The sequence below is a fragment of the Alcaligenes sp. RM2 genome, from assembly GCF_052931795.1.
In genome coordinates, this window is record NZ_JBRFIO010000004.1 from 1 (window position 1) to 26,603 (window position 26,603).

18 protein-coding genes are annotated in these 26,603 nt (G+C 56.9%); 12 read left to right on the forward strand and 6 right to left on the reverse strand.

Going from position 1 to position 26,603, the window contains the following annotated elements:
* From ACU6HM_RS13800 to ACU6HM_RS13825, 6 genes are all read right to left on the reverse strand, one after another.
* On the reverse strand, window positions 1-1,998 hold a 1,998-nt coding region (locus ACU6HM_RS13800), incomplete at its 3' end, for a retention module-containing protein (RefSeq protein ID WP_446763950.1).
* Between the two features lie 175 nt (window positions 1,999-2,173).
* The gene (locus tag ACU6HM_RS13805) at window positions 2,174-2,788 is read right to left on the reverse strand and encodes a response regulator transcription factor (RefSeq protein ID WP_035269588.1); all 615 of its coding nucleotides are present in this window, start codon (window positions 2,786-2,788) and stop codon (window positions 2,174-2,176) included.
* 108 nt (window positions 2,789-2,896) lie between these two features.
* A complete protein-coding gene (locus tag ACU6HM_RS13810; RefSeq protein WP_446764024.1) occupies window positions 2,897-4,183 on the reverse strand; it encodes an HlyD family type I secretion periplasmic adaptor subunit in 1,287 nt (428 codons plus the stop codon).
* Window positions 4,184-4,254: 71 nt separating this feature from the next.
* Window positions 4,255-6,438 carry a type I secretion system permease/ATPase gene (locus ACU6HM_RS13815; RefSeq protein ID WP_336974702.1) on the reverse strand — a complete coding sequence of 728 codons (2,184 nt, stop codon included), beginning with the start codon at window positions 6,436-6,438 and terminating at the stop codon, window positions 4,255-4,257.
* Window positions 6,422-6,643, reverse strand: coding sequence for a hypothetical protein (locus ACU6HM_RS13820; RefSeq protein WP_022983326.1), 222 nt, complete (start codon window positions 6,641-6,643; stop codon window positions 6,422-6,424). The genes ACU6HM_RS13815 and ACU6HM_RS13820 overlap by 17 nt, the downstream gene beginning before the upstream one ends.
* Before the next feature lie 43 nt (window positions 6,644-6,686).
* Window positions 6,687-8,204: a TolC family outer membrane protein gene (locus ACU6HM_RS13825; RefSeq protein WP_442893039.1), complete on the reverse strand. Its 1,518-nt coding sequence runs from the start codon at window positions 8,202-8,204 to the stop codon at window positions 6,687-6,689.
* Between the two features lie 848 nt (window positions 8,205-9,052).
* Between ACU6HM_RS13825 and ACU6HM_RS13830 the strand changes: the two genes are divergently transcribed.
* From ACU6HM_RS13830 to cysG, 12 genes are all read left to right on the forward strand, one after another.
* Window positions 9,053-10,480: an NAD-dependent succinate-semialdehyde dehydrogenase gene (locus ACU6HM_RS13830; protein ID WP_446763951.1), complete on the forward strand. Its 1,428-nt coding sequence runs from the start codon at window positions 9,053-9,055 to the stop codon at window positions 10,478-10,480.
* Between the two features lie 106 nt (window positions 10,481-10,586).
* Window positions 10,587-11,240 carry a TetR/AcrR family transcriptional regulator gene (locus ACU6HM_RS13835; RefSeq protein WP_009462459.1) on the forward strand — a complete coding sequence of 218 codons (654 nt, stop codon included), beginning with the start codon at window positions 10,587-10,589 and terminating at the stop codon, window positions 11,238-11,240.
* A 211-nt stretch (window positions 11,241-11,451) separates the two neighbouring features.
* Window positions 11,452-13,797, forward strand: a complete 2,346-nt coding sequence (locus ACU6HM_RS13840; protein WP_022983328.1) for an acyl-CoA dehydrogenase — start codon at window positions 11,452-11,454, stop codon at window positions 13,795-13,797.
* Window positions 13,794-15,089 (forward strand): acetyl-CoA C-acetyltransferase, encoded by a 1,296-nt coding sequence (locus tag ACU6HM_RS13845; protein ID WP_446763952.1) that lies wholly within the window; start codon window positions 13,794-13,796, stop codon window positions 15,087-15,089. The genes ACU6HM_RS13840 and ACU6HM_RS13845 overlap by 4 nt, the downstream gene beginning before the upstream one ends.
* Window positions 15,086-17,029, forward strand: coding sequence for a 3-hydroxyacyl-CoA dehydrogenase NAD-binding domain-containing protein (locus tag ACU6HM_RS13850; protein ID WP_446763953.1), 1,944 nt, complete (start codon window positions 15,086-15,088; stop codon window positions 17,027-17,029). Before ACU6HM_RS13845 ends, ACU6HM_RS13850 begins: the two co-directional genes overlap by 4 nt.
* 125 nt (window positions 17,030-17,154) lie before the next feature.
* Entirely contained in the window at window positions 17,155-18,480 is a 1,326-nt protein-coding gene (locus ACU6HM_RS13855) for an OmpP1/FadL family transporter (protein ID WP_009462456.1), read from the forward strand.
* Window positions 18,481-18,489: 9 nt separating this feature from the next.
* Window positions 18,490-19,008: a DUF4442 domain-containing protein gene (locus ACU6HM_RS13860; RefSeq protein ID WP_009462453.1), complete on the forward strand. Its 519-nt coding sequence runs from the start codon at window positions 18,490-18,492 to the stop codon at window positions 19,006-19,008.
* A gap of 19 nt (window positions 19,009-19,027) precedes the next feature.
* Complete coding sequence (locus tag ACU6HM_RS13865) at window positions 19,028-19,600, forward strand: chalcone isomerase family protein (RefSeq protein WP_026484838.1); 573 nt, start codon at window positions 19,028-19,030, stop codon at window positions 19,598-19,600.
* 23 nt (window positions 19,601-19,623) lie between these two features.
* Window positions 19,624-21,288 (forward strand): AMP-binding protein, encoded by a 1,665-nt coding sequence (locus ACU6HM_RS13870; protein WP_446763954.1) that lies wholly within the window; start codon window positions 19,624-19,626, stop codon window positions 21,286-21,288.
* Between the two features lie 154 nt (window positions 21,289-21,442).
* Window positions 21,443-23,275, forward strand: a complete 1,833-nt coding sequence (locus ACU6HM_RS13875; protein ID WP_446763955.1) for an assimilatory sulfite reductase (NADPH) flavoprotein subunit — start codon at window positions 21,443-21,445, stop codon at window positions 23,273-23,275.
* Between the two features lie 11 nt (window positions 23,276-23,286).
* A complete protein-coding gene (gene cysI / locus ACU6HM_RS13880) occupies window positions 23,287-24,996 on the forward strand; it encodes an assimilatory sulfite reductase (NADPH) hemoprotein subunit (protein ID WP_035269572.1) in 1,710 nt (569 codons plus the stop codon).
* 1 nt (window position 24,997) lies between these two features.
* Window positions 24,998-26,452 (forward strand): siroheme synthase CysG, encoded by a 1,455-nt coding sequence (gene cysG, locus ACU6HM_RS13885; protein WP_446763956.1) that lies wholly within the window; start codon window positions 24,998-25,000, stop codon window positions 26,450-26,452.
* The last annotated feature ends 151 nt before the right edge of the window (window positions 26,453-26,603 follow it).

A 26,603-nucleotide genomic window follows, 5' to 3' on the forward strand; every position in this document is an offset into this window, starting at 1 on the left:
GTTGCCCGCAGCGTCTTCAGTCTCAACCTTGGCATGTACGTTCGAATCTTGGGCCAGTTCGGTACCAGGAACGTCCACGTTCCAGGTCTTGCCATCGGCGTTAACGGTGGTGGTGTAGTCCTTACCGTTCACGGTCACAGTCACCGTGTCGCCAGCCTTCACATCCTTGCCAACCGTACCAGTGATGGTCACGTCAGACTCGGACTCGGCCTTGTTGACCACGTCGTCACCGGCAATGGTGTCGATCGTGATCGAAGCTTCGGGCAGGTCGGTGTCGACACCGTAGCCACGGTCGGCTTCAGCCGAAGCGGGGTTGCCTGCTTCGTCCTCAGTCGTAACCTTAGCGTCAACTTTAGCGTGACCCAGCAGGTCCACGCCTGGAACATTCACGTTCCACGTCTTGCCATCGGCATTAACCGTTGTAGTGAACTCTTTACCACCGATAGTGATAGTGACGGTGTCGCCGGCCTTGACGTCCTTGCCAACCGTACCGGAGATGGTCACGTCGGATTCGGACTCGGCCTTGTTAATGACGTCATCTTCAGCGATGACATTAATAGCGATCTCGGCTTCAGGAGGCGTAACGTCGACGTCGTAAGGCTTCTCGTCGGTCGCAGTCGTGGTGTTGCCGGCGTCGTCGGTCGTGGTGACTTTGGCTTCAACCTTGTCGTTGTTGACCAGCTCGGAACCAGGAACGTCCACGCTCCAGGTCTTGCCGTCCGGATTGACGGTGGTTTCGTATTCTTTACCGCCGACAGTCACAGTGACCTTGTCGCCAGGTTTGACGTCTTTACCAACCGTACCGGTGATCGTAACGTCGCCGCCCGACTCTTCCTTGTTGATCACGTCGTCGCCTGTGATCGGATCGATTTCGATCTCGGCTTCAGGAGGCGTAACGTCGACATCGTAAGGCTTCTCGTCGGTCGCCGTCGTGGTGTTGCCAGCGTCGTCAGTCGTGGTGACTTTGGCTTCAACCTTGTCGTTGTTGACCAGCTCGGAACCAGGAACGTCCACGCTCCAGGTCTTGCCGTCCGGGTTGACGGTGGTTTCGTATTCTTTACCGCCGACGGTCACAGTGACCTTGTCGCCAGGTTTGACGTCTTTACCAACCGTACCAGTAATAGTTACATCACCTTCGGACTCTTCCTTATTGATGACGCCGTCTTCAGTAATGGAATCGATGGTGATTTCAGCTTCTGGAGGCAGCGTGTCGACCGTGGTCGTGTCTTCGCCGCCGTTACCTGGGGTACCAACTTCGTTGGTGTAGCTACCGTCAGGCACTTTAACGGTGATTTCACCTTCGTAGTTCGGTGGGGGAACCAGCGTACCGGTCCAGGTCTTGGGATCTTTGTTGTCTGGTGTCAGACCTTCGATGCGACCGCCGCCGGTGACCACGATATCTTCGATATCAAAGCCAAATGGCACTTCAGTAAATGTGAAGGTAACGGTGCCGTCGTCATTGATCTTGACAGTAACGGAGGGGGGAACCAGAGGGCCGGCTTCTTCTTCGCCAGTACCGCTGTAGCCACCCAGGCGCACGTTTTCAACGGTGGGCACGCCAGGACGTGGGTATTCCAGGGCCAGAGGGCGTGTGGTTTCCACAATGCTGACCAGGCGGGTGAAGCTGCTGCCACCGCCTTCGCCACCACCGGTCAATACGGCAGCGGTTGGATCAAGTTGGGAGAATGGGTCATCACCAGCTTCAAGTGCGGCCAACACAGCCGTAATGGCTGGGTCGTTCGGGTTGGCCAGAGCAGCGGCTACTGGGTCCACATCGGTTTCTGCGATATCGCCGCTCACCAGAAAGGAGCGATTATCGGAAATGGTCATCGATGGGCTGCCAGGGATCTCAAGCTCGACGCTGGCGCCGGTCTCGGTGATGATCTCGGCATTAACAGGGACGCGCATCCCTTCTTTGACAGCTACTTTGGAGCCATCGGCGGTACGGATCCATGCCGTACCTTCAACTCGTGTCACTAAAACAGTATCCAGTGCCATGACTGTCTGATTCCTAAAAAAAGACTGCCGCCAAGCAGCAGTCAGAAATGGACTTTCTTTGATCAGAGAATAGCGAGTTGGTCCGCTAGTCGATATTGGCGTCGCCGCCAGTTCGCTGTTTTATTTATTGTTATTGACCTTACTTAACAATACGAACGGGACGGCGAGCAGGGGTTCAGGCTATGCCGTGTACTTTTAGCGCCAACATCAAACGATCTGTTACATCCAGCTTTTCAAAAACAGCCTGAAGATGGGCGCGAACCGTTCTCTCGGTGATGCCCAGGTCTTTTGCAATCAGCTGATTGGAGTGGCCCAGCGAGGCGCGTTGCGCAACCTCGACTTCACGGCTGGTCAGGGTGCTTTCCCAGCCCGCCTTGGGTTCCAGGCGACGGGTAACGTCGCTGAGCAAACGGCTCAGCAAGGACTCCCCAACCCAAACCTGCCCGCTAGCCACGTGGTCCAGCGCCTGCACCAGCAAAGGCGACGAGCTGTAGGCGTGAATGTAACCGCGAGCCCCCAGGGCCAGTACGGCCTGACCTTCGCTATCCAAAGGACGTGGGCTGGCGACAATAATCTTCATGCCCTGCACAGCCTTGGACCATTGGGGATGATTCCACAAAGCCAGGGCACTATCGACCACCACCAGATCACGCTGCTGTTGTTTCCAACGCAATAAATCGTCCATGCCCTGCCCTCTGGCGGGCAGCCAGGTGACCGAATCCAGATGACGCCAATGCTGCCACAACGCCTCATCGGCAGTCAGAAATAAAACCGAATTTACTTGTCGCATACCGCTTTTCCCTTACTGGTAACACGAGCTATATGCCATCAGCTCTTGGTCTGACTCGGGTGTTACACCTCTATCGTCAGCGCTACTCCCCCAACGGACCAATCAGCCTTAACGCTCTCTGAATGCGTTGGATCTGGCCCTGAGAATAGGTTTGAGTAAGTACTGCATAACAGTCCGCTTGCCGGTCATGATGTGCACTTCGGCCACCATACCGGGCAAGATTGGACGGTTATCGTCACCGACATACACCGTGTCCGTACGTACTTTAGCTATATAGAATGAATTGCCTTTTTCATCGGTAATGGTGTCGGCACTGGTTTGTTCCAGCACGCCGGGCAAGCCGCCATAAACAGCAAAGTCATAGGCGGTGAATTTGACCTCGGCAGTCTGGCCCGAGTGCAGAAACCCGATATCGCGCGGATTAATGCGCACTTCCAACAGCAGAGTGTCGTCAGTAGGCACGATTTCCAGAATGTCTTTACCGGGCTGCACCACACCGCCGACCGTATTGGCAGACAGGGTCTTGATGGTGCCGCGCACGGGCGAGCGCACTTCAGCCAGGCGCACACGGTCGGCCAGGGCACGTTGGCCTTGCTCCAGGGAAGCCAGCTTGGCACGTGTTTCAGCCAGTTCGGTACGGGCCTGATTGCGGAAGGTAATTTCCACCTCGCCAATCCGGTTCTGGGCCTCCTGAATCGAGGCCTGAATACGGCTGATCTGTGCCGAGGCCGCTTTTTGCTCACCGCAGTAACGAGCCACATCACGCTGCAGACGCAGCAAATCCACTTCAGACACCGCCCCGCTTTTGAGCAAAGGACGTGTCATTTGCAGTTCTTGCGAGGTCAGCCCGCAACTGGACGCAGCCTGATCACGATTGGCCTGCGTCTCACGCAATTCTTGTTGACGCTGGTTCAGCTGTTCCTGAGCCACCGAAATATTAGAGCGCAGCTCTTCGGTACGAGCCTGCCAGACGCGGCGTTCCATTTCTGCCAGATCAGGGGCTTTTTCCAGCACTTCACTGGGCATATCAAAGGGCTGGTCGGCAGCAATCGCTTCCAGTCGAGCTGCCTTGGCCATCAAGGACAAGGACTCGGCTTCGTTCTCGCCCAAGGAGGACGAGGCACGAGTAGGATCGATACGCAACAGCACTTCGCCCGCTTCCACAGACTGGCCAGGACGCACCAGAATTTCTTCAACCACACCGCCGTCCAGACTTTGCACAATCTGGACCTGGCGAGATGGCACAACCTTGCCCTCGCCACGCACCACTTCATCAATGCTGGCAAAGCTGGCCCAGACAATCAGCAGGCAGATGGCCAGCAAGGTCAACCAGATCAGCAGCGTGGAACCCCGTACATCTTGGTAACGAGCCGTCCAAGATGCGTTTTTGAGCATATTGCCACCAGGAGGTGGGGAATTGGTGTCCTGGAGTTGCGCACGCACCCAATTGGCCAGGTTCTTTATTTTCATGCTGCACTCCGGGCCTTACCAATCTGCCCACTACGCAAGGCGGCAATGACCTGATCCTTAGGACCATCCGCCACAATACGCCCCATATCCATCACGATCAGGCGATCCACCAGCTCCAGCAAGGCGGTGCGGTGGGTCACCAGCACAACTGTCTTGCCCTCACATTCTTTATGCAGGCTGCGACGCAGGGCCGATTCGCTCTGGTTATCCATATTGCTGCTGGGTTCATCCAGCAACAGAATGGACGGGTTACCGATCAAGGCACGAGCCACAGCGATAGCCTGCCGCTGACCACCCGAGAGGGATTCGCCGCGCTCGCCAATCATCATGTCGTAGCCATCAGGATGGCGTCGTGCGAAATCATCCACCCCTGCCTGACGAGCCGCTGCCAACATTTGATCGTCAGTTGCATAAGGCGTGCCCATCAGCAAATTGTGTTTCAAAGTGCCATAGAACAGCGTGGGGTCCTGCGAGACATAGCCCATGGAGCGACGCACGTCTGCCGGGTCAATCTGCTGGCTATCAATTCCGTCCAGCACAACGGTGCCGCCCGTCGGTTTGTACAGCCCCAGGATCAGCTTGGACAAAGTGGTTTTGCCGGAGCCAATACGGCCGATAATCCCTATCTTCTCGCCAGCCTTCAAGGAAAAACTGACCTTATCCAGCACGTTCTGGGTTGTGCCGGGATAGCTGAAGCTGACGTTGCGGAACTCGATAGAGCCTTCCAGATAAGGACGCGGCACAAAGTGACGCTCTTCCGGATGCTCTACCGGCATATTCATGTACGAATCCACCGAACCCAAGGAGGTACGGGCATTCTGATACTGCATCATCAAGCCAGCCACTTGCCCCAAAGGAGCCAGGCAACGGCCTGCAATCATGGAGGAAGCAATAATGCCCCCCATGGACAATTTGGTTTCCTGAACCAGATACACCCCGATAATCACCACGCTGATGGTGACCATCTGCTGCAGCATCTGCACCGTATTCACGGTCAGGGTGGAAGTCATCTTGATGCGCGCACCCTGACGAGCCAGGTATTCGGTGGACTGCTCCCAGTCGCGCTGCGCATTGCTTTGCGCATTCAGGACCTTCAAGGTTTCCATACCAGCCAGGGATTCGACCAGGCCAGCGTTACGCTGGGCAGCAGCCTGGAAGGTCTGTTTGGTCAGGCGTTCCATACGTGCCTGAGCAAACCAGGAAATACCCAGGATGATCACAATGGCCACAACGGGCGGAATCAGCATCCAGGGCGAGATCCAGGCCAGCACAGCCAAAAACAGCAGCACAAATGGCAAATCGACCAGTGTCGTCAAACTGGCCGAAGCGATAAAGTCGCGCACCGATTCAAAAGAGCGCAGATTGGCAGCAAAAGAGCCCACCGACGGCGGTCGGTTCTCCATGCGCAAGTCCAGCACCCGCTCCATAATCCGCGCAGACAACTGAATATCCACCCGTTTGCTGGCAGCATCAACTACATAGGCTCGCACACTGGAGAGCACCATGTTCATGACCAGCACCAGCCCAATCCCAATCGACAGCACCCACAGGGTTTCAATCGCTTTGTTGGGAACCACCCGGTCGTACACGTTCATGGTGTAGAGCGGAATGGCCAGCGCAAACAGATTGATCAGCAAGGCAGCGCCAATGGCGTCGCGATACAGACGCCAGTTTTGCACTACGGCTGTCCAGAACCAATGCTTGCCCTTCATGGGGGCCACACCATCTTTGGCACGCGCTTCGACACGGAAATCCGGCTGTACCACAGCCAACAGCCCGGAGTACTGCGCTTGCAGATCTTCCAGGCTGATTTCGCTGGGGCTACCACTTTCCGGGAAATGCACCCGGGCACGTTCTTCTTCCAGCCCCAGCAATACACATGCCCGGTTATTGTTCAGCAACAAAATAACCGGGAACAGATTGGTGTCGAGTTCGGTAAAGGCGCGGCGCCACACTCGGGCCGTGCAATGACCACGCGCGGCCGCTCGACTGAGCAAGGCAGGCGTCAAACGCCCACGCTGCAAAGGCAAGCCTGCAGACAAGTGCTGCGGCGTGCAAGGATTACCGTGGATACGGGTAATCTCTGCCAGGCAGGTCAGAAGAGGATCATCATGCGTCAGATGAGGCGGGATACTGTATTGCCCGCTTGCTTGTGTCGTGCTGTCAGATGAGTGGTTCATCGTCATTAATCAAATCCAGCGAATCCCGCAGGCGTTGACGGGTACGTTTGCGCTCGTTCAATTTGGCCAAGGCCTGGGGAGGCAGATCAGTCATACGAAGCACACCGTTAGCAACCAGTGCGTCAATCAAATCCTCCAGCACTCGGATAAAACTGGCATCCGAGACTGAGAGCTCTTGTTTGTAGTCATCTTCGTTCTGACTCATACGTGCCTCCCTTCACTATCCAATAACGCCAAGAAGCAGCTACTTACAGCCCGGCTGGTTTCTCGCGCAGGACTGGCGGAGCCATACCGTCGCGGTAATCAACAGAAACCGGGGTCAGGTTGCTGGTATCTGGAACAGGCGTCATACATGCCTTGAATGCCTCTTCGGGGAAGTCCAGCTTGGCGGCTTCTTCAGGCTGCTCCGAGTAAGGCTGGGACAGGCCAACTGCCGACACCAGACGGTGCGACAAGGTCAACCAACGGTATTCGGCTTGTTGCAGGTCGTAAGTGGCATTGGCCAGAGCACGACGCGCATCAAACAGTTCGTTTTCCGTATCCAGCAAGTCCAGCAAGGAGCGCTGACCGATCTGGAACTGCTGCATGTAAGCAACGCGAACCTTGGACGTAGCCAGTTCGTGTTGTTTCAGGAATGGCAACTGAGCACGCAGGCGCTCGATGTTGTTCCAGGCCACGGCCAGATCCTGCTGTACGTTGCGGCAGGTGTAATCGCGCACGTCGCGGGCAGCGTATTGCTGAGCTGTGGTTTGACGGATGCGAGCAGCATCGGCACCACCACGGAACAGGTTGTACGACAGCATCAACTGCACGTTGCTGCTTTGCGAATCGCGGTAAGCGGAACCTGGCGGATCGCTTTTGTCCTTACCGGTAGCTGCACGCAGTTCAAGCGTAGGCGACATACGGCCTTGAGCCACGTGTTTGCCCGACTCAGCAGCTTGATACAAGGCCTGCTTGGCCAAAATCACAGGGCTGGTGCGCAAGGATGGCAAGAAGTCGGTGGTATTGGCAGGAATCGACTCGCTCAGGCTAGGGGCCGCCTGCATGACTTCAGGAGCAGCCACACCCACAATGCGACGGTAGCGTTGCAGCACGTCGTTCAGGTTGCCGGCCTCGGTCATCATGTTGCTTTGAGCCAGGGACTGGCGGCCATAAGCTTGTTCCAGGTCCACACCACGGCCCACGCCGGATGCCGAACGTTCCTGAATCTGGCTCAGGATGTTCATGTGCATGCCGTAGTTTTCACGGGCCAGCTTTTCCATTTCGCGGTAACGCAGCACATCGATGTGCGCGTTGGCCGCTTCCAGAGCCAGGGAATCTACCGAAGCCAGCAGCTCGTAGTAAGTAGCCAGTTTTTCGTAACCCAACTGACGAACCTGGTTGATCGAGGAGAAACCATCAAAAATCAACTGACGCAGTTGCAGGCTGTAGCCGCTGCGGGACCAGTCGGTAGACGGGGCACCCGAAGTGCTGCCACGCCACTCTTTGCCAACCCAACCCTGGGCATTGACCTCGGGCAACAAGGCGCCACGGCTAACGTTCTGACCTTCAAGCGCAGACTGGAAATCCTGGAAGCGAGCGCCAAGTTCAGGATTGGACATAATTGCCCTCTCAATACTGTCCTTGAAGCTCAGGCTGTTTTCCTGCTGGGCAAGCGCTGGTTGCGCCAGCAGTAGCGCTGTCAGCAGCGCACTTACCGTTAGAGTTTTCTTACCACGCACGTCGGCCTCCGTAAGATCTTGTGCCGCGTTCGCAACAGACGTCATTACGTCAGCGTTGCAACGCATTGCCAGATCAAATTTAAGTACAAAAATGAAAGAAGAATGGGTTCGGTGTGTCGCTCAAACAAAGCGAAAGAAACACCACCCGAGGGCCCAATACCTATGTATTGCACATGGGCTTTACATCTAAGGCTGGCAAGTACATCGCCAGCCGCAGCAGTATGTTCATAATGGACCGGGGCAAGACAAGGCGGAGCTACAGGCTTCTGACCTGTATTCTTGGAGCATAACCTTGTGTCTGATTGTGACTTTTTACGTGACGCATAGTGAAACTCATCACGTAGATCACGGGACAAATTGTATCTTAGATTACAAGGGGCTTCGTGGACGACAATGTTAAAAATGATAAATAGCCTGTGATAAAAAAAGCAACAATACACTGAAATTAAACGATTTCGGGCGATTAGGCGCTTAACCAATAACTGTTGCGCTTATCCCACGTAGCGCGATCGTTGGTAATAATCTACAAAAAACTTTCACCTTAATAAGCATTTAGGTTACATCAAGATAAAACCAGCTTATCACCAAGCGATAAAAATCTTTTCATCGTTAAAAATATAACAATCGCTCACATTACGAATGCTGCACTTGTAACGATTTCTTATTGCAGCTAGATGTCGGTTTTCATCTCTTTGTCAGGCCTTCAAAAAGAGATGTGAAATCAAAAACTTATAACGGTTTCTTGAACCCCCCCTGTTTCGCGCCCGTTTGTTGCTTCTCTGAACAATCCGTTGCCGCAATTTCCGCCGCCCACGCTTGTCCCGTTTCTGCTCGCCCGATACCATCGAACGGTACGTATTTAGTTAGCAACACAGACAACTTGGAGGCCGCTCATGTATCAACACCTGGCCCTGTATATCAATGGTCAATTTCTGGATGGACAAGGTCGCCAGACCCAAGCCGTCATCAATCCTGCCAATGGCAGCACCTTGGGCCAACTGCCGCTGGCATCCCAGGCGGATCTGGACGCGGCTCTGAACGCCGCCCAGGACGCGTTCAAAAGCTGGCGTCACAGCTCGCCCATGGATCGCAGCGCGATCCTGCGCAAGGTCGCGGAACTGTCGCGTGGACGCGCCCAGGAAATTGGCCGCAATCTGACACTGGACCAAGGCAAGCCCTTGGCCGAGGCGGTGGGCGAAATCATGTCCTGCGCGGATCATGCGGATTGGCACGCCGAGGAGTGCCGCCGTATTTATGGCCGCGTCATCCCCGCCCGCAACCCCAAAGTGCAGCAAATGGTTCTGCGTGAGCCCATCGGAGTGTGCGCGGCCTTTACGCCCTGGAACTTTCCCTACAACCAGGCCATTCGCAAAATCTGCGCGGCTATCGGTGCTGGGTGCACGATTATTCTGAAAGGCCCCGAGGACTCCCCCAGTGCGGTCATGGCTATTGCCCAAGCCTTTCATGATGCGGGCCTGCCTCCGGGTGTACTGAATATTGTCTGGGGTGTGCCACAGGAGGTGTCGGACTACCTGATCCGCTCGCCCATCGTGCGTAAAGTCTCCTTTACCGGATCTGTACCTGTAGGCAAGCAACTGGCTGCACTGGCCGGTGCCCATATGAAACGCATCACCATGGAATTGGGCGGTCACTCGCCTGTGCTGGTCCTGCCTGATGCCGATGTAGCCCGCGCTGCTCGTCAGTTGGCTCGTTTCAAAATTCGCAATGCTGGTCAGGTGTGCATTTCGCCCACGCGTTTTTATATCCACGACGATATCTACACTGCATTTGTGGACCGCTTCACCGAAGAGCTGGCCAATGTAAAAGTGGGCGATGGTCTGGACCCGGATACGCAAATGGGGCCCTTGGCTCACGAGCGCCGCCTGCCCATGATGCAAAAGTTTGTCGACAACGCCCGTTCTCTGGGTGGCAAAGTGTTGCTAGGAGGAGAACAGATCAAGCGCGATGGATTCTTTTTCTCGCCCACAGTGCTGACGGATTTGCCCGACGATGCACTGGTCATGACCGAGGAGCCATTTGGCCCCATCGCCCCCTTGACGCGCTACAGCGATCTGGACGATGCCATCGCCCGTGCCAACAGCCTGCCCTACGGTTTGTCGGCCTATGCCTTTACGCAATCCTTGCAAGCCGCGCATCGACTGGGCACCGAACTGGAATCCGGTATGGTCAATATCAATCACTTCGGCAGTTCCCTGCCCGAGACTCCGTTTGGCGGCGTCAAGGACAGCGGCATTGGCAGCGAAGGCGGTGCCGAAACCTTTGACGGATACTTAGTCACCAAATTTGTGACCCAGATCTAAGACTGGCTCCTGGCCCCGCTTTGCGGGGCTAGGGTGAACCCCTACTGTACTAACTGCGCATTCCCGTTACATTATTCAAACACTCGTTTGAAATTAGGAAATAACGGTGAAACGCTCTGATCGGACACAGTCCGCCATTCTCGATGCAGCCGAACATCTTTTCGCGCTGTATGGCCACGAAAATACCTCCATGCGCCAGATTACGGCGCAAGCCAAGGTGAACCTGTCGGCTGTCAATTATCACTTTGGCAGTAAAGACGGACTGACACAGGCCGTGTTCCAGCGCCGCCTGAACAGCATCAATCAAGAGCGCCTGGAAAAACTGGCGTTTTATCGCCAGCAAGCCGGTGAAGGTCCTTTGAAAGCATCCCAGGTGGTGGATGCCTTTTTTGGCCCACTGATCCGCCTGGCAGGTTCAGGCAACGGCGCCCCACGCTCGTTCATTCCTTTGCCGGGGCAGGACCGCCCGGCGCCGCAGGATTTCATTCAGTCCATCTGTTGGGACGAACAAGTCGCCATCTTCCTGCCCTTCAAGCAGGCTTTGCATGAAGCTCTGCCTACCGTGCCTGAAGAAGAAATCATCTGGCGATTCCATTTCATGCTGGGTGCCACCTCGTATGCCTTAATGGGCACCCAATCACTGCGTCGGGCTTTGCAATTACCCCTTAGCGACAGCCCGGAAAGTGAGCAACAACTGCAACAGCGCTTGATGAGTTTCCTGCTGGGTGGATTACGAGCTCCTTTACCCGCCAGCACCTGAGCTGAACGGCCCTGACCACCAAGCTACACCACGGTGAACCGCGCCCCTCTCTTAGGGGCAGCAAGTCGAAGGTGCAGCATGAGGGGGTTTTACCGCCGGGCCGCTCCCAAAGCTCGGCGCCCCCGGTAAAAAGTGCCCCCTCGGGGGCAACAGGCCGAAGGCGCAGCGTGGGGGCCTTCTTCTTTTTTTTCTGAGCTAGTCCGGAGTTGCTATGTTTGTGACCTTGCTATTGATAGTGCTAGTGCTTGGCTGCGTCTACGTTCTCAAAAACCGGAATCTACGCACCAAGTGGCTAAGCCGCCCAATCTACCGCGCCTTTTCCAGCGTTCTGCCTGCCATGTCCCAAACCGAGCGCGATGCGCTGGAAGCAGGTACGGTCTGGTGGGAAAGTGAGCTGTTTCGCGGCAAACCCAACTGGAATACCCTAAGCTCTTATCCGGCCTACCGGCTCACCGATGAAGAGCGCCAGTTCATGGACAATGAAGTCAATGTGGCTTGCGCCATGATTGACGACTGGCAAGTCAGCCAGGAAGACTTCGACATGCCTGCCGAGGTCTGGAACTACCTGAAAGAAAACCGCTTCTTCAGCCTGATTATTCCCAAGGAATACGGCGGTCGCGGTTTTTCGGCGCAAGCGCACTCGGCGGTTGTCGCCAAGCTCTCCACCCGTAACTCGGCCTTGTCCGTCTCGGTCATGGTGCCCAACTCGCTGGGCCCGGCAGAACTGCTGCTGCACTACGGTACCGACGAGCAGAAACAACACTATCTGCCCCGCCTGGCTGATGGCCGTGACATTCCCGCTTTCGCACTGACCAGCCCTTGGGCCGGTTCGGACGCCGCCTCCATTCCTGACGTAGGGATTGTCTGCAAGGGCGAATGGGAAGGTCAAGAAGTGCTGGGCATGCGCGTCACCTGGGACAAACGCTACATCACCCTGGCTCCGGTTTGCACCTTGTTGGGTCTGGCCTTCCGCCTATATGACCCGGACGGTTTGCTGGGTGGCGAAAAAGACATTGGCATTACCTGCGCCCTGGTTCCAAGCGACCACCCCGGCGTGGATACTGGCCGTCGTCACTTCCCCTTGAACGCCATGTTCATGAACGGCCCCACCCGTGGCAAAGACGTGTTCATGCCGCTGGAGTTCATCATTGGTGGCCCCGCCATGGCTGGCCAGGGCTGGCGCATGTTGATGGAATGTCTGGCTGCTGGCCGCTCCATCTCTCTACCCTCCTCCTTTACTGGCATGGCCAAGCTAACCAGCCGCGCCGTGGGCGGTTACTCCGCCGTCCGTACCCAATTTCGCAGCGCCATCAGCAAGTTTGAAGGCGTGGAAGAGGCTCTGGCCCGTATCGCAGGACACACCTACGCCATGGATGCGGCGCGCACCATGACGGCAGCCGCCGTGGACCTGGGCGAGAAACCTTCCGTAGTCTCGGCCATCGTCAAATACCATGTGACCGAGCGTGGTCGTATTGTGGTGAATGACGGTATGGATGTCATTGGTGGTAAAGGTATTTGCCTTGGCCCATCAAACTTCCTGGGCCGTGCTTACCAACAGATCCCCGTCGGTATTACGGTGGAAGGCGCCAATATTCTGACGCGCAGCCTGATCATCTTCGGTCAAGGCGCTATCCGTTGCCATCCTTTCATCCTTGAAGAGATGACAGCCGCCCTGAACCCTGACCGCGAAGCCGGTTTGCGTAAATTTGACCAGGCTTTCTGGGCGCACATCCGCTACACACTGGCCAATACAGGCCGCTCCTTCTGGCTGGGCCTGGGTGGCTGGCGCTTGCTAAGTGGCCCTACTGGCACCTCCAAGGCCATGCACACCTACTACAGCCAGGCCAGCCGTTACAGTGCTGCTTTCTCCCTGCTGGCCGATGCCTCCATGCTGGTTCTGGGTGGTTCCCTGAAAATGCGCGAGCGCCTGTCCTCGCGTCTGGGGGATGTGCTGTCCGAGCTGTACATGCTAAGCGCCGTGCTCAAGCGTTACCAAGACGAAGGTCGTCATCAGGAAGATGCACCTTTGGCCCACTGGGCGGCTCAAGACGCCTTGATGCGCGCTCAACACGCTCTGGACAAAGTACTGGAGAACTTCCCGAACCGTCCTTTGGCGGCCGTGCTGCGCTTCCTGGTCTTCCCTCTGGGTCTGCGCCGTCTGGGCCCTGATGACAAATTGGACCACACCGTTGCCAAACTGTTGACCAAGCCCGGCGCCACTCGTGATCGTCTGACTTACGACACCTACTTGCCTGACGACGATATGGAACCCGTCGGTGCGATTGAAGCGGCCCTGCTGGCTTCGCTGAACACCCGCGATATTGACGCCAAAATCCGTCAGTTCGAGAAAAGCGGTCAATTGCAGGACAACCCCAAAGCCAACGTACGCGATCTGGCCGAAGCCGTCTTTCAGGCCGGTGGCATCACCGCCCAGGAATACGAGCAAATCCAGGCCCGCGACATCGTGCGTGATCGCGTTATTGCCGTGGATGATTTCCCCTTCGATTTGCGTCGGGAAAATCCTGCCGCTGAAGCCGCCAGTGGGAGCCAAGCATGAGTTTTCAACCGGTCTATATTATTGACGGCGCACGCAGCCCGTTTCTGAAAGCGCGCAATGCGCCCGGCCCCTTCTCTGCTGGAGATCTGGCCGTACAAACGGGTCGCGAGCTGTTGCTGCGCCAACCCTTTGAGGCCCCGCAGCTAAGCGAGGTCATCCTGGGTTGCGCCGCCCCCTCGCCCGATGAAACCAATATCGGCCGGGTTCTGGGTCTGCGTCTGGGCACAGGTCACAAAGTGCCGGGCTGGACCGTGATGCGTAACTGCGCCTCGGGTATGCAGGCACTGGACTCGGGCGTACAGGCCATTCAAACCGGCCGCTCGGATCTGGTGCTGGCCGGTGGCGTAGATGCGCTGTCTCACGCCCCCATCCTGTTCAGCGAAGACATGGTGCGCTGGCTGGCCACCTGGGGCAAAGCGCGTAGCCTGGGCGCACGCCTGAAAGCGCTGCGCAGTCTGCGTCTGTCCTATCTGAAACCAGTCATCGGCCTGCTTAAAGGGCTGACTGATCCCGTCGTTGGCCTGTCCATGGGGCAGACCGCTGAAATTCTGGCGCACGAGTTTGGTATCAGCCGTCAGGATATGGATGAATTTGCGGCCCGCAGTCACCGTCTGGCTTTGCGTGCTCAACAAGAAAACGCTTTTGAAGAAATCGTGCCGTTAAGCGACACGCGCGGTAATAACTACCCGCAAGACGATGGCGTACGCGAAGACTCCACGCCCGAGAAGCTGGCCAAGCTGCGTCCGGTCTTTGATCCACCTTGGGGCAATATCACGGCCGGCAATAGCTCCCAGGTGACCGATGGCGCTGCCCTGCTGATTCTGGCCAGCGAAGCCGCCGTCAAGGAACATCAGCTCAAACCCATTGGCCGCATTGTAGATGCGCAATGGGCTGGCCTGGACCCAGCCACCATGGGCCTGGGCCCTGTTTTCGCCGCGACGCCTATTTTGGAGCGCAACCGTCTGGCCCTAAATGGTCCGGACTTGTGGGAAATCAACGAGGCTTTTGCAGCCCAGGTACTAGCATGTCGTGCTGCATGGGACAACCAGGAGTGGTGCCAAAAGCATCTGGGTCGTGATGCTTTGGGTCTGCTGGATATGGACAAGCTCAATGTGGACGGCGGCGCCATTGCGATCGGCCACCCGGTGGGTGCCTCCGGTGCCCGAATTGTGCTGCATTGCTTGAATGCCCTGCGTCGTCGCAACTTGCGCCTGGGCATGGCCGCTATTTGTATTGGCGGCGGACAAGGCGGCGCCATGCTGATCGAATCGCTGCAAGGAACTGAATCATGATGCCCGTCGCTACCCTGGATTTGCAAAACTTCACGCTGTACACGGACGATCAGCAAATTGCCTGGCTGAAAATCGATTGCGTGGGCAGCTCGGTCAATCGACTCTCGGCAGCCGTCCTGCAGGAGCTGAACCAGGCGCTGGACTACCTGGGCAGCCATCCTCCTAAAGCACTGATCATTTACTCCGGCAAAGCTGCCGGTTTTGTAGCCGGTGCGGACATTGACGAGTTTTCGGAACACAACAACAACCCTGAAAAGGGCTTGGCACTGGTCACACGCGGCTGGACCGTCTTCAACAAGCTGGCCAAGCAGAGCTACCCCACGTTAGCGCTGGTGCAAGGCCACTGCCTGGGCGGTGGTCTGGAGCTGGCCCTGGCATGCCGTTATTGCCTGGCCGTAGATCAGGACGATACACGCCTGGCTCTGCCTGAAGTGATGCTGGGTATTTTCCCCGGTTGGGGCGGCATGTTGCGCCTGCCTGAATATATAGGCCCTGCCGCCGCCATGGACTTGATGCTGAGCGGCAAAAGCGTGGATGCTCGCAAGGCCGCCCGTCTGGGTATGGTCGATGCCTGCGTTCCCGTCCGTCTAGCCAAGCAAGCTGCCATCAAACAGGTGCTCAGTGGCAAGAAGCCGCGGCGCGCCAAGGGTCTGCCACGCCTGATGAATACCAAGCTGCTACGCCCCCTGGTTGCTAATCAGGTACGCAAGCAGTTGGCAAAGCGCGATCCCTATCAGCACTATCAGGCGCCCCGTGCCATCCTGGAGATCTGGGAAAAGCACAACGGCAATGCCTTGAAGGCTCCCGAGCTGATCGAACAAATCACCCGCTCCAACACCGCAGCCAATCTGCTGCGTGTCTTCCATTTGCAAGAGCGTCTGAAAAGCGTAGGCAAGCATTCGTCGACTCAGGAGATCAAGCATATTCACGTGGTCGGTGCTGGTGTCATGGGGGGCGATATTGCCGCCGTATGTGCGCTGAAAGGCATGCGTGTGACGCTGCAGGATCAGGACCGCAAGCGTATCGCCCAGGCACAAGGTCGTGCCGCCAAGCTGTTCCAGCGCCGTCTCAAAGACCGCAGGCTGGTACAAGCCGCCTTGGACCGATTGATCCCGGACCCGGACGGCCACGGCATCCCGTCGGCAGATCTGGTTCTGGAGGCCATCTTCGAGAACGCCGATGCCAAGCGCAGCCTGTACGCCACCATTGAGCCCTTGCTAAAGCCCGGTGCTGTGCTGGCGACAAACACCTCCAGCCTGCCTTTATCCGAGCTCAGCCTGAACCTGATCAATCCGGAACGACTGGTAGGCATTCACTTCTTTAACCCGGTCTCTCGCATGCCCTTGGTTGAAGTGGTGGAAAGCGAACTGCTGGCCCCGGAAGTGCGCAGCGTTGCCTACGCCTTTGTGAACCAGATTGGCAAGCTGCCCTTGCCCGTTAAAGACAGCCCCGGCTTTCTGGTCAATGCCGTCCTGGCTCCCTATATGTTGGAAGCCATGCGCTGCGTGGACGAGGGGCTGGACCCGGCCACCGTGGACAAAGCCATGGTGCAGTTCGGCATGCCGATGGGACCACTGGAATTGGCCGATACCGTAGGCCTGGATATTGCGCGTGATGCAGGTGCCCAATTAAGCCAGCAAACCGCCATGCCAGCCTGCCTGAAAACCCATCTGGATCGTCAGGAACTGGGCCGTAAAACCGGCCAGGGTTTTTACACGTGGAAAGATGGCAAAGCCCAGAAATCTCCTGCGGGAACAGTCCCAAGCGGTCTGGCAGATCGCTTGATTAAACCGCTGATCGAACAGACCGAACACCAGGTTCGCATCGGTGTTGTGGAGAACGACGATCTGGCCGATGCAGGCGTGATTTTCGGTACCGGCTTTGCCCCATTCAGAGGGGGCCCTCTGCATTACAAAGCAACACAAAAACAACGCAATTAGTTCGGATTGGCACAAATACCTATACGCCGATTGGCCTAGGTCATGCACCATAGAAAACAAACAGGTGTTTTAAAACTTGTCATAAGCCTCTGTCAGACGTCGCACCTATACCTTGGAGAAGAGACATGAAAAAGACGGTTGTAGCTTTGCGTACCATCCCCGCCTTGCTGATTCCTCTGGGAATGAGCATGGGAATGGGTCAAGCCCATGCGGCTGGTTTTAACTTGCTCGAACAGAATGCGAGCGGCCTGGGCAATGCCTACGCAGGCTCGGCCGCCATTGGTGACAATGCCAGCACGATCTACTTCAACCCGGCCGGCATGACCTTGTTGCCCGAGACCAACTTCTCGGCAGGTTTTAACGCGATTAAACCTACCTTCAAGTTCTCCGATAAAGGCAGTACCGACCCCCTGGCCCTGACGGGTGGCGCCAGCCGTCCCGCTACTGGCGGCTCAGGTGGTGATGCCGGTAAAGTCGCCGCCGTTCCCAATATTTATCTGTCCCATCAGCTCTCGCCCAAGTGGTGGGTGGGCCTGGGTATTGGTGTCCCGTTTGGTCTGACAACCGAATATGACGAAGGCTGGGTTGGCCGTTACCACTCCGAAAAATTTGCCATTGAAACCATCAACGTTAACCCGTCGGTGGCCTACAAGGTCAACGACCAGTTGTCCTTCGGTGTGGGTGTGAACTGGCTGCACATTGATGCGGACTACCGTCTGGCTACTCCGGTTGGTTATCACCCGGCTTTGGGTCCACTGGACATGGACACCCGCGTCAAGATGAAGGGCGACGCCTGGGGCTGGAATGCCGGTTTGCTGTACCAAATTACCCCCAGCACTCGTTTGGGCGTTTCCTATCGCTCGCAAATCAAGGTCACGGCTGATGGCGACACCAAGCTGCGCAACCGCAACGTGCCGGCTGGCATTCCTGCCCCCAACATCAATTGGGACGCAGAAGCCACCATCAAGCTGCCTGACACCGCCATTGTCAGCTTGGTGCACGACCTGAACTCGCGCTGGCAATTGCTGGCCGATGTGTCCTGGACAGGCTGGAGCAGCATCCCGCGTCTGACCATTGAAAACAGCGGCCCCGGTGCCAAGGATTCCGGTCTGGAACTGAAATTCAAGGATGCATGGCGCGTCGCCCTGGGTGCGAACTACCACTACAACGAGCAGTGGACCTTCAAGGGTGGTATTGCCTGGGACCAATCCCCCGTTCGCGACAAGAACTACCGCCCAACCGCCCTGCCTGACAGCGACCGCTACTGGGTGTCCCTGGGTGCTCAGTATCGCGCCAGCAAGAACGCCACCTGGGATATCGGCTACACCCACTTGTTCCTGAAAAACACCGACATGAACAACAACACGGATCCCGCTGGTCGTGGTCTGACACGCGGTACTTACAAAAACAGTGGTGACATCCTGGGCGTGCAGTTCAGCTATCGCTTCTAAGGATGCACTATGGCCCGCAGTCGCCGCATGGAGCTGCTCGCACGCCTACCCCCCACATGGCGTGCGCGCTTTTTGCAGCTGGGCTTTAACTGGCACCCCGCCTTCCGGGCAACCGGCGGGCGGGTCCACAAAGTTTCAGCGAACTTGCAACACATTGTCGTACGCCTGCCATTGCGTCGTCGCACTCGCAACATCAATGGCTCTTTATTTGGCGGCTCCCTGTTTGCCATTACAGACGGCGTGCACGCCACCATGCTTCTGGCTGGGCTGCAACGCCATGTGATTGTCTGGGACAAGAATGCAGAGATTCAGTATCGCCGCCCCGGCTACCAAACTCTGTACGCCAATTTTCAAATCAATCCAGATGAACTGGACGCAATACGAGGACAGCTAGACCAATACCACGAGGCTGAAGCCACGTTTACCGTGCAGATCCAGGACCCCGAAGGCCAGATCTACACCACGGTGGAACGCACCATCTATATCGCCGACGCCCACTTCTACAAGCAGAAAACACAATCACGCTAATTTGCCGGAGGACCGCTTCATGTTTACCCCCCGCTGTGCCGCCCTGATTTTAAGTCTGTCCCTGGGGCTACCCGCCGCCCAGGCCGCGACTGTTGCGAATGTCACCGTGCCAGACACGGTCACCGTCGAGCAGCAAAGCCTGAAACTGAATGGGGCAGGCCTGCGCAAGAAAGTTGTTTTTGATGTGTACGTTGCCGCCCTGTATACCGCTTCGCCTTCCCAGGATGCCGAGGCCATTATCCAATCCCCCGGACCGCATCAGATCCGACTGGTCCTCAAACGCGACCTGGATGCCCAAACCCTGATCGATGCCCTGAAAGACGGCATTCACAGCAACCTGACTGATCCTGAAAAACAAGAACTGGACCCTGTCATCAAGCAATTTGAAGACTTGATGCGCCAGGTGGGTGAAGCCAAGGAAGGCGACGTTGTGGTGCTAGACATGCACACCCCTCAGGTCAAGATCCTGTTCAACGACAAGACGCTGGGAGAGCTCTCTCACCCTGATCTGACCCCTGCTTTGTTGAAAATCTGGCTAGGCAAGAAGCCTGCCCAAGAATCGCTCAAAAAGGCCCTGCTGGGATTGTCTTGAACCTACACGCCTCGGAGCGCTTCATGGATAAAGTCTGGCTGCAGAACTACCCCGCCGGTATTCCTGCCACTATCGTAGATCAGGCCCAGCAGTACTCGTCCTTGCTGGATGTATTTGAACAAAGTTGTACCGAGTTCGCGCAGCGCACTGCCTATATCAGCATGGGCAAACGCATGAGCTACCGCGAACTGTCGACCAATGCCTTGGCCCTGGCCAGCTGGCTGCAAAGCCAAGGCGTGAAAAAAGGCGACCGTGTCGCCCTGATGATGCCCAATATGCTGCAGTACCCCATCAGTCTGTATGGGGTGTTGCGCAGCGGGGCCACCATTATCAATACCAACCCGCTGTATACGGCCCGTGAACTGCGCCACCAGCTGCAAGACAGTGGCGCGGAAACCATCATCATTGCGGAGAACTTTGCCCACGTGCTGCAGGAAATCCTGCACGAAACACCCATCAAGCGAGTCATTGTGACCAGCGTGGGGGATTGTCTGGGCGGCTTCAAGGGCTGGCTGGTCAATCAAGTGGTGCGCCACATTAAAAAAGGTGTGCCTGCCTGGTCCTTGCCTGGCTCCGTCTCTTTCAAAGCCGTACTGTCACAGGGACGAGGCCGCACACCGGCCCCGGTCAAGCTGACCCACGATGATATTGCCTGCCTGCAATACACCGGGGGCACGACGGGCGTTGCAAAAGGAGCCATCCTGACCCACGGCAATCTGGTTTCAAACCTGAGCCAGGCCCTGTCCTGGATTCGCCCGTATTTGAGAGAAGGCCAGATCGACTGCGTTGTTACTGCCCTGCCGCTCTACCATATCTTCGCTTTCACCGCGAACCTGCTGGTGTTTCTGCGTTTGGGTGCGGAGAACCTGTTGATCATTAACGCACGCGACATTCCCTCCATGATCAAGGACATGTCCAAGCTGCGTTTTACTGCCATTACGGGGGTGAACACACTCTTTAATGCCATGCTGAACAATGCCGAGTTCCGCAAGCTGGATTTCTCCTCGCTGCGCTTTACATTAGGTGGCGGTATGGCAGTGCAGGAAGTGGTCGCCAAGCGCTGGCTGGAAGCGACCGGCAAACCCCTGGCCCAGGCTTATGGACTGACTGAAACTTCACCAGCAGCCACAATCAATCCGCTGGATAAAAAAGAGTTCACTGGCTCAATCGGGCTGCCCGTTCCTTCTACCGACATACGCATACGCGACGAAAACCAGAACGACCTGCCGTTGGGCGAAACGGGCGAGCTATGCATTCGTGGGCCGCAAGTTACTCCCGGCTACTGGCAACGTCCCGATGAAACCGCCAAGGTCTTTGATCGCGACGGCTTTTTACGCACGGGCGACATTGGCTATATGGACGAGCAAGGTTATGTCTTCCTGCTGGATCGCAAGAAAGACATGATTCTGGTCTCGGGCTTTAACGTCTACCCCAATGAGGTGGAAGCCGTCGCCGCCCAGCACCCGGATATTGTCGAGGCCGCTGCCGTCGGTGTACCGGATGAAAAAGCAGGCGAAATCGTCAAGCTCTACGTCATCAGCCGCAATCCCGATTTGACGGAAAAAGACGTAATAGCCTTCTGCCGCAAGAACCTGACCGGCTACAAGGCCCCGCGCATTGTCGAGTTCCGCGACGACTTGCCACGTACCAACGTAGGCAAAATCCTGCGTCGGGAACTGCGTCCATAACACGTATTTCGCACGCGCTTAGACCAAGATGAAAGGGGCTTATGCCCCTTTTTCATTAACCGAAGGATTCATAAACAAATAAGAATCGGATCGTTCGTAGCCCTGATACCGCTCTTTAGAATGGGACAAACTATTTATATAAGCGAGTGTCAGAATGCACGCCCTGTCCCGCCTCTCGGAGTCCAATCGCACGGCGATTGCTCAAATTACCGACGAGCTCGATCCGCTGTCCCTGAACTGGCTGTCCGGCTATCTCGCGGGTGTCGCGCAAGTGCGCCACACCGGCCTTCCCGCTCAAGCGCCTGTTTCTCCTGAACTGTCGTTGGTGCCCGCCGCCGCTGCGCCCGCCCAACGACCTGCCACCATTGTGTTTGGCAGTCAGACAGGCAATGCCCAACGCGTCGCCGAAGCCTTTGCCCAGCGTTGTGAAGCGGCCGGCATCCCCGTGCGCCTGCTGCGCGCCGACCGCTACCCCACGCGCGAGCTGAAAGAAGAACGTCTGCTCTACGTCATTATCAGCACCCAGGGTGAAGGCGATCCGCCAGACGATTCCATCGCGTTTTTCGAGTTCCTGTCCGGTGCCCGTGCCCCCAAGCTGCCCGCACTGAAATTCGGTGTGCTGGGCCTGGGAGATTCCAGCTACCCCCTGTTCTGTGGGATCGCGGAAAAGATTGATCAACGCCTGCTGGCTCTGGGTGCGGAACGCATTCTGGACGCGGGGCTGGCTGATCTGGATATTGATACGGTTGCCGCCCCCTGGCAGGACAAAGCCTTTGGTTTTCTCGAAACGGATCACCAGGCCCACGCCGCTGCGGCCGTTCCTGCCGCCCAATCCAGCAACGTTACGGTGCTGGAAACCCAGACCCGCAGCAGCTTCACCCGCGACAATCCATTCCAGGCCACCGTGCTGCAAAGCCAAAGCATTACGGGCCGCGACAGCACCCGCAACATCTATCACTACGAGTTGTCGCTGGAAGGCAGTGGCCTGAAGTACCAACCCGGTGATGCCCTGGGTGTCTGGCCTACACAAAACGCCAAACTGGTCGAAGCGGTTATCCAGACGTTGAAGCTGGACCCGCAAGAGACCGTCACCATTCAGGACAAGTCGCACACGCTGCAAGAATGGCTTAGCCACTACCGCGAGCTGACGCAACTGACCAAACCTTTCCTGGTGGAACTGGCCAAGCGCAATAGCGATGCCGTGCTACAGACAGCCGTAAGCCCAGAGGGTTTGAGCACTTTGCAAGAGCTGCTGAAAACCCATCAAGTGCTGGACGTACTGGAACGCTTCCCGGCCACCTGGAGCGCTGCCGAGCTGGTGCAAGCCTTGCGCCCTCTGGCACCCCGCATGTACTCCATCGCCTCCAGCCAGTCCGAGGTGGACGAAGAAGTACATCTGACCGTGGCCAATGTGCATTACCAATTCAACGAGCAGGATCGTTGGGGCGTGGCCTCCGACTATCTGGCCCGCCTGAACGAAGGCGATACCGTGCCGGTCTTTATCGACCCCAATACACGCTTCCGCCTGCCTGAAGATACCAGCCGTGACGTAATCATGATTGGTCCTGGCACCGGTGTAGCTCCTTTCCGCGCCTTTGTGCAGGAGCGCAGCGTTCAGGGTGGCGAAGGTCGCAACTGGCTGTTCTTTGGCAACCCGCACTTTCACTCCGATTTCCTCTACCAGACCGAATGGCAACGCGCCTTGCAGGACGGTCAGTTGCAACACCTGGATCTGGCCTTCTCGCGCGATCAGGAAAACAAGGTTTACGTCCAGCACCGCTTGCTGGAAAAAGCAGCCGAGGTCTATGCCTGGATTCAGGGCGGCGCCCACATTTATGTGTGCGGTGATGCCAATCAAATGGCCAAGGACGTACACCAGACCCTGCAGGAAATTGCCCGCCAGGAAGGTGGATTGGACGCAGACCAGGCTCGCAGCTGGTTGGAAGAACTCTCGGCGCAGGGCCGCTACGCCCGCGACGTTTACTGAGAAGCAAGGACATGACAGAAAAGAAAATCGCCGCTATCGAGCAAGTAAAAATTGATAGCCGCTATCTGCGCGGTGGCATTACCGAGGGTCTGGCAGACCCAATCACGGGCGCCATCAGCGAAGACGACAACAAGCTGCTGAAATTTCACGGCAGCTATCAGCAAGACGACCGCGACCAGCGTGAAGAGCGTCGCAAGCAAAAGCTGGAACCGGCGTTCAGCTTCATGATTCGCGCCCGCTTGCCCGGCGGCGTGGTTACGCCCGCCCAGTGGTTGGCCTTTGACCAGATCGCCTGTGACTGGGCCCAGTTTGGCCTGCGCATCACCACCCGTCAGACCTTTCAATGGCACGGCGTGCGCAAGCCCTTTTTAAAGCCCACCCTGCAAGCCATCAACAAGGCCATGTCCACGACATTGGCTACTTGTGGTGACGTGAACCGTCAGGTGGTCAGCGCCACTAATCCCTTGCTGTCCGAGCAGCACGGTCTGGTTCAAGAGTGGGCTGACAAGATTTCCGAAACCTTCCTGCCCAAAACCCGCGCCTATGCCGAGATCTGGCTGGACGGCAAAAAAGTCGAAGACGCCATTGACGGCGAAGACTTTGAACCGATTTACGGCAAGACTTACCTGCCCCGCAAATTCAAGATCGGCATTGCCGTGCCTCCCTTGAATGATGTGGACGTATTTGCGCAGGACATCGGCCTGATCGCGATTATTGAGAACAATCAGTTGCTGGGCTTTAACGTCGCCATTGGTGGTGGCATGGGTGCCACACATGGCGACGACACCACCTATCCACGGCTGGGCAGCGTGATCGGCTTTGTACGCCCCGAGCAATTGCTGGCCGTTTGCGAAGCCGTCATCACCACACAACGTGACCATGGCAACCGCGACGAGCGCCGTCATGCCCGTCTGAAATACACCGTGGATAAGCTGGGCGCCGACTGGTTCCTGGAAGAAGTGCAAAACCGCAGTGGTCAAACGCTGGAGCCATCACGCCCCTACCATTTTGACCACAATGGCGACCGCTTCGGCTGGACCCAGGGCAGCAATGGCCGCTGGCACCTGAGCCTGCGTATCGATTCGGGCCGCATCATGGATACCGAAGTCGGCCCCTGGCTGACGGGTATGCGTGAGATCGCGAAGATCCACCAAGGGCAGTTCCGCCTGACCTGCAACCAGAACCTGATCATTGCCGATGTGCCTGAAGAAGATAAGGCCAAGATCGACAAGCTGGTCGCAGATCACAAGCTGGATGTGTACCAGACACAAAGCGGCATACGCAGCAGCACGATTGCCTGTGTCTCTTTGCCTACCTGCGGTTTGGCCATGGCCGAGAGCGAACGCTACGCCCCCATCCTGCTGCCCAAGCTGGAAGCCTTGCTGGACAAGTACCAGCTACGCGACGAGCGCATTGTGCTGCGTATCTCCGGCTGCCCCAACGGCTGCGCCCGTCCTTATCTGGGTGAAATTGCCCTGGTTGGCCGTGCTCTGGGTCGCTATGACTTGCGTCTGGGTGCGAACTTCAGCGGCGAGCGCCTGAACGTAATCTATCGTCAAAATATTGCCGAACCTGAAATTCTGAGCATTCTGGATGAGCTGTTTGGCCGCTTCGCTGCCGAGCGTCTGGAAGGCGAGCACTTTGGCGATTTTCTAGTTCGCGCTGGCGTGGTTGCCGAGCCTACAAGCCGCTTGATTCCTTTAGTTTTACAGCCAGCCTGACATGAACCTCTTTCCTTTATTCGCCAACTTGAAGCAGCGCGCGGTATTAGTGATCGGCGGTGGAGAAATCGCCGAGCGCAAAGTGCGTCTGGTCCTGGCCGCCGGTGCCCAGGTCACGCTGGTCGCCCCCTATGTGGTGGACAGTCTGGAAGAGCTGGCGAATCAAGGGCGCATCACCCTGATTCGGGAGCGCTATCAGGCCCAGCATCTACAAGGGGCCTGGCTGATTATTGCCGCCACTGACAAACGGGACGTGAACCAGGTCATTGCCCAGGACGCACAAGAAGCCCGCATTCTGGTCAATGTGGTGGACGACCCCGAATTGTCCAGTTTTCAGGTGCCTGCCATTGTGGATCGCTCACCGCTGATTATTGCCATTTCCTCTGCAGGGTCAGCCCCCATGTTGGCACGGCGAGTACGGGAGCAACTTGAAACCATGTTGGACCACAGCCTGGGTGCGATCAGCCGTCTGGCGCAGGAATACCGCAGCGCCATTCGGCGCGCCCGCCCCGAGCTGGGTGCGCGCCGCCGTTTCTACGACTGGCTGCTGGATGGCCCGGTAGGTGCCGCCCTGCGCAGTCAACAAGCCGAGCAAGCCCGCTTGAGCCTGGAGAGCGCGCTGCAACAGCCTGAGTCACCCCGCGCCACACAAGGCCGCGTGATTCTGGTGGGCGCCGGTCCAGGCGATCCAGGTTTGCTGACTCTGCATGCCCTGCGTGCACTGAATCGTGCTGATGTGATTCTGTACGATCGTCTTGTATCCGATCAGGTGATGGAGTTGGCTCGTCGCGATGCCCACCGTATTTTTGTAGGCAAGCAATTGGGCGAAGATCATCACCAGACCCAAAACCGCATTCATCAGTTGATGATTGAACACGCCCGAGCAGGTCAAACCGTGGTGCGCCTGAAAGGCGGTGATGGCTTTATTTTTGGCCGTGGCGGTGAAGAACTGGAGTATCTGGCCGAGCATGGCATCGCATTTGAAGTGGTACCCGGCATCACGGCTGCCATCGCATGTGCGGCTTATAGCGGTATTCCTCTGACCCATCGTGACCACGCGCAGTCCGTGCAATTCGTGACGGCACATCGTAAAAGCGGTCACGGTATCGAGGATTGGAACCCGCTACTGGATACCAGCCAGACAGTTGCTGTCTACATGGGTTTGCAGCAGATTCTGGGCTTTAGCCATGAGCTGGTACAACGGGGCCGCAGTGCCACTACGCCCTGCGCCTTGATTGAAAATGGTTCGCGCCCTGAGCAGCGCACCTTGCTGTCTACGCTACAAAACATTGCCCAGGATGCGCAGCAGCATCAGTTTGCCAGCCCCTGCATTCTGGTGATCGGTCAGGTAGCTACCTTGGGCAGTACCTTGTCCTGGTATGGCGAGCTAATCGACCAGCTCAGTCCACGTACAGCAATTACGCAGGATGCACACAATACCTTGGTCGCTGCATGAAGGCAGTGATCAAGGCCTAGCTAGAGTCTCGTCTCAAGATCACTTTTCTATACGTACATACCCACTAAGGCTCCAGTCAGTGCGAGATTAGCATCCTTGAATACCGCTTCAAACTGAATCCAAAAAGGCCCTCAACATCTCAATGTTGAGG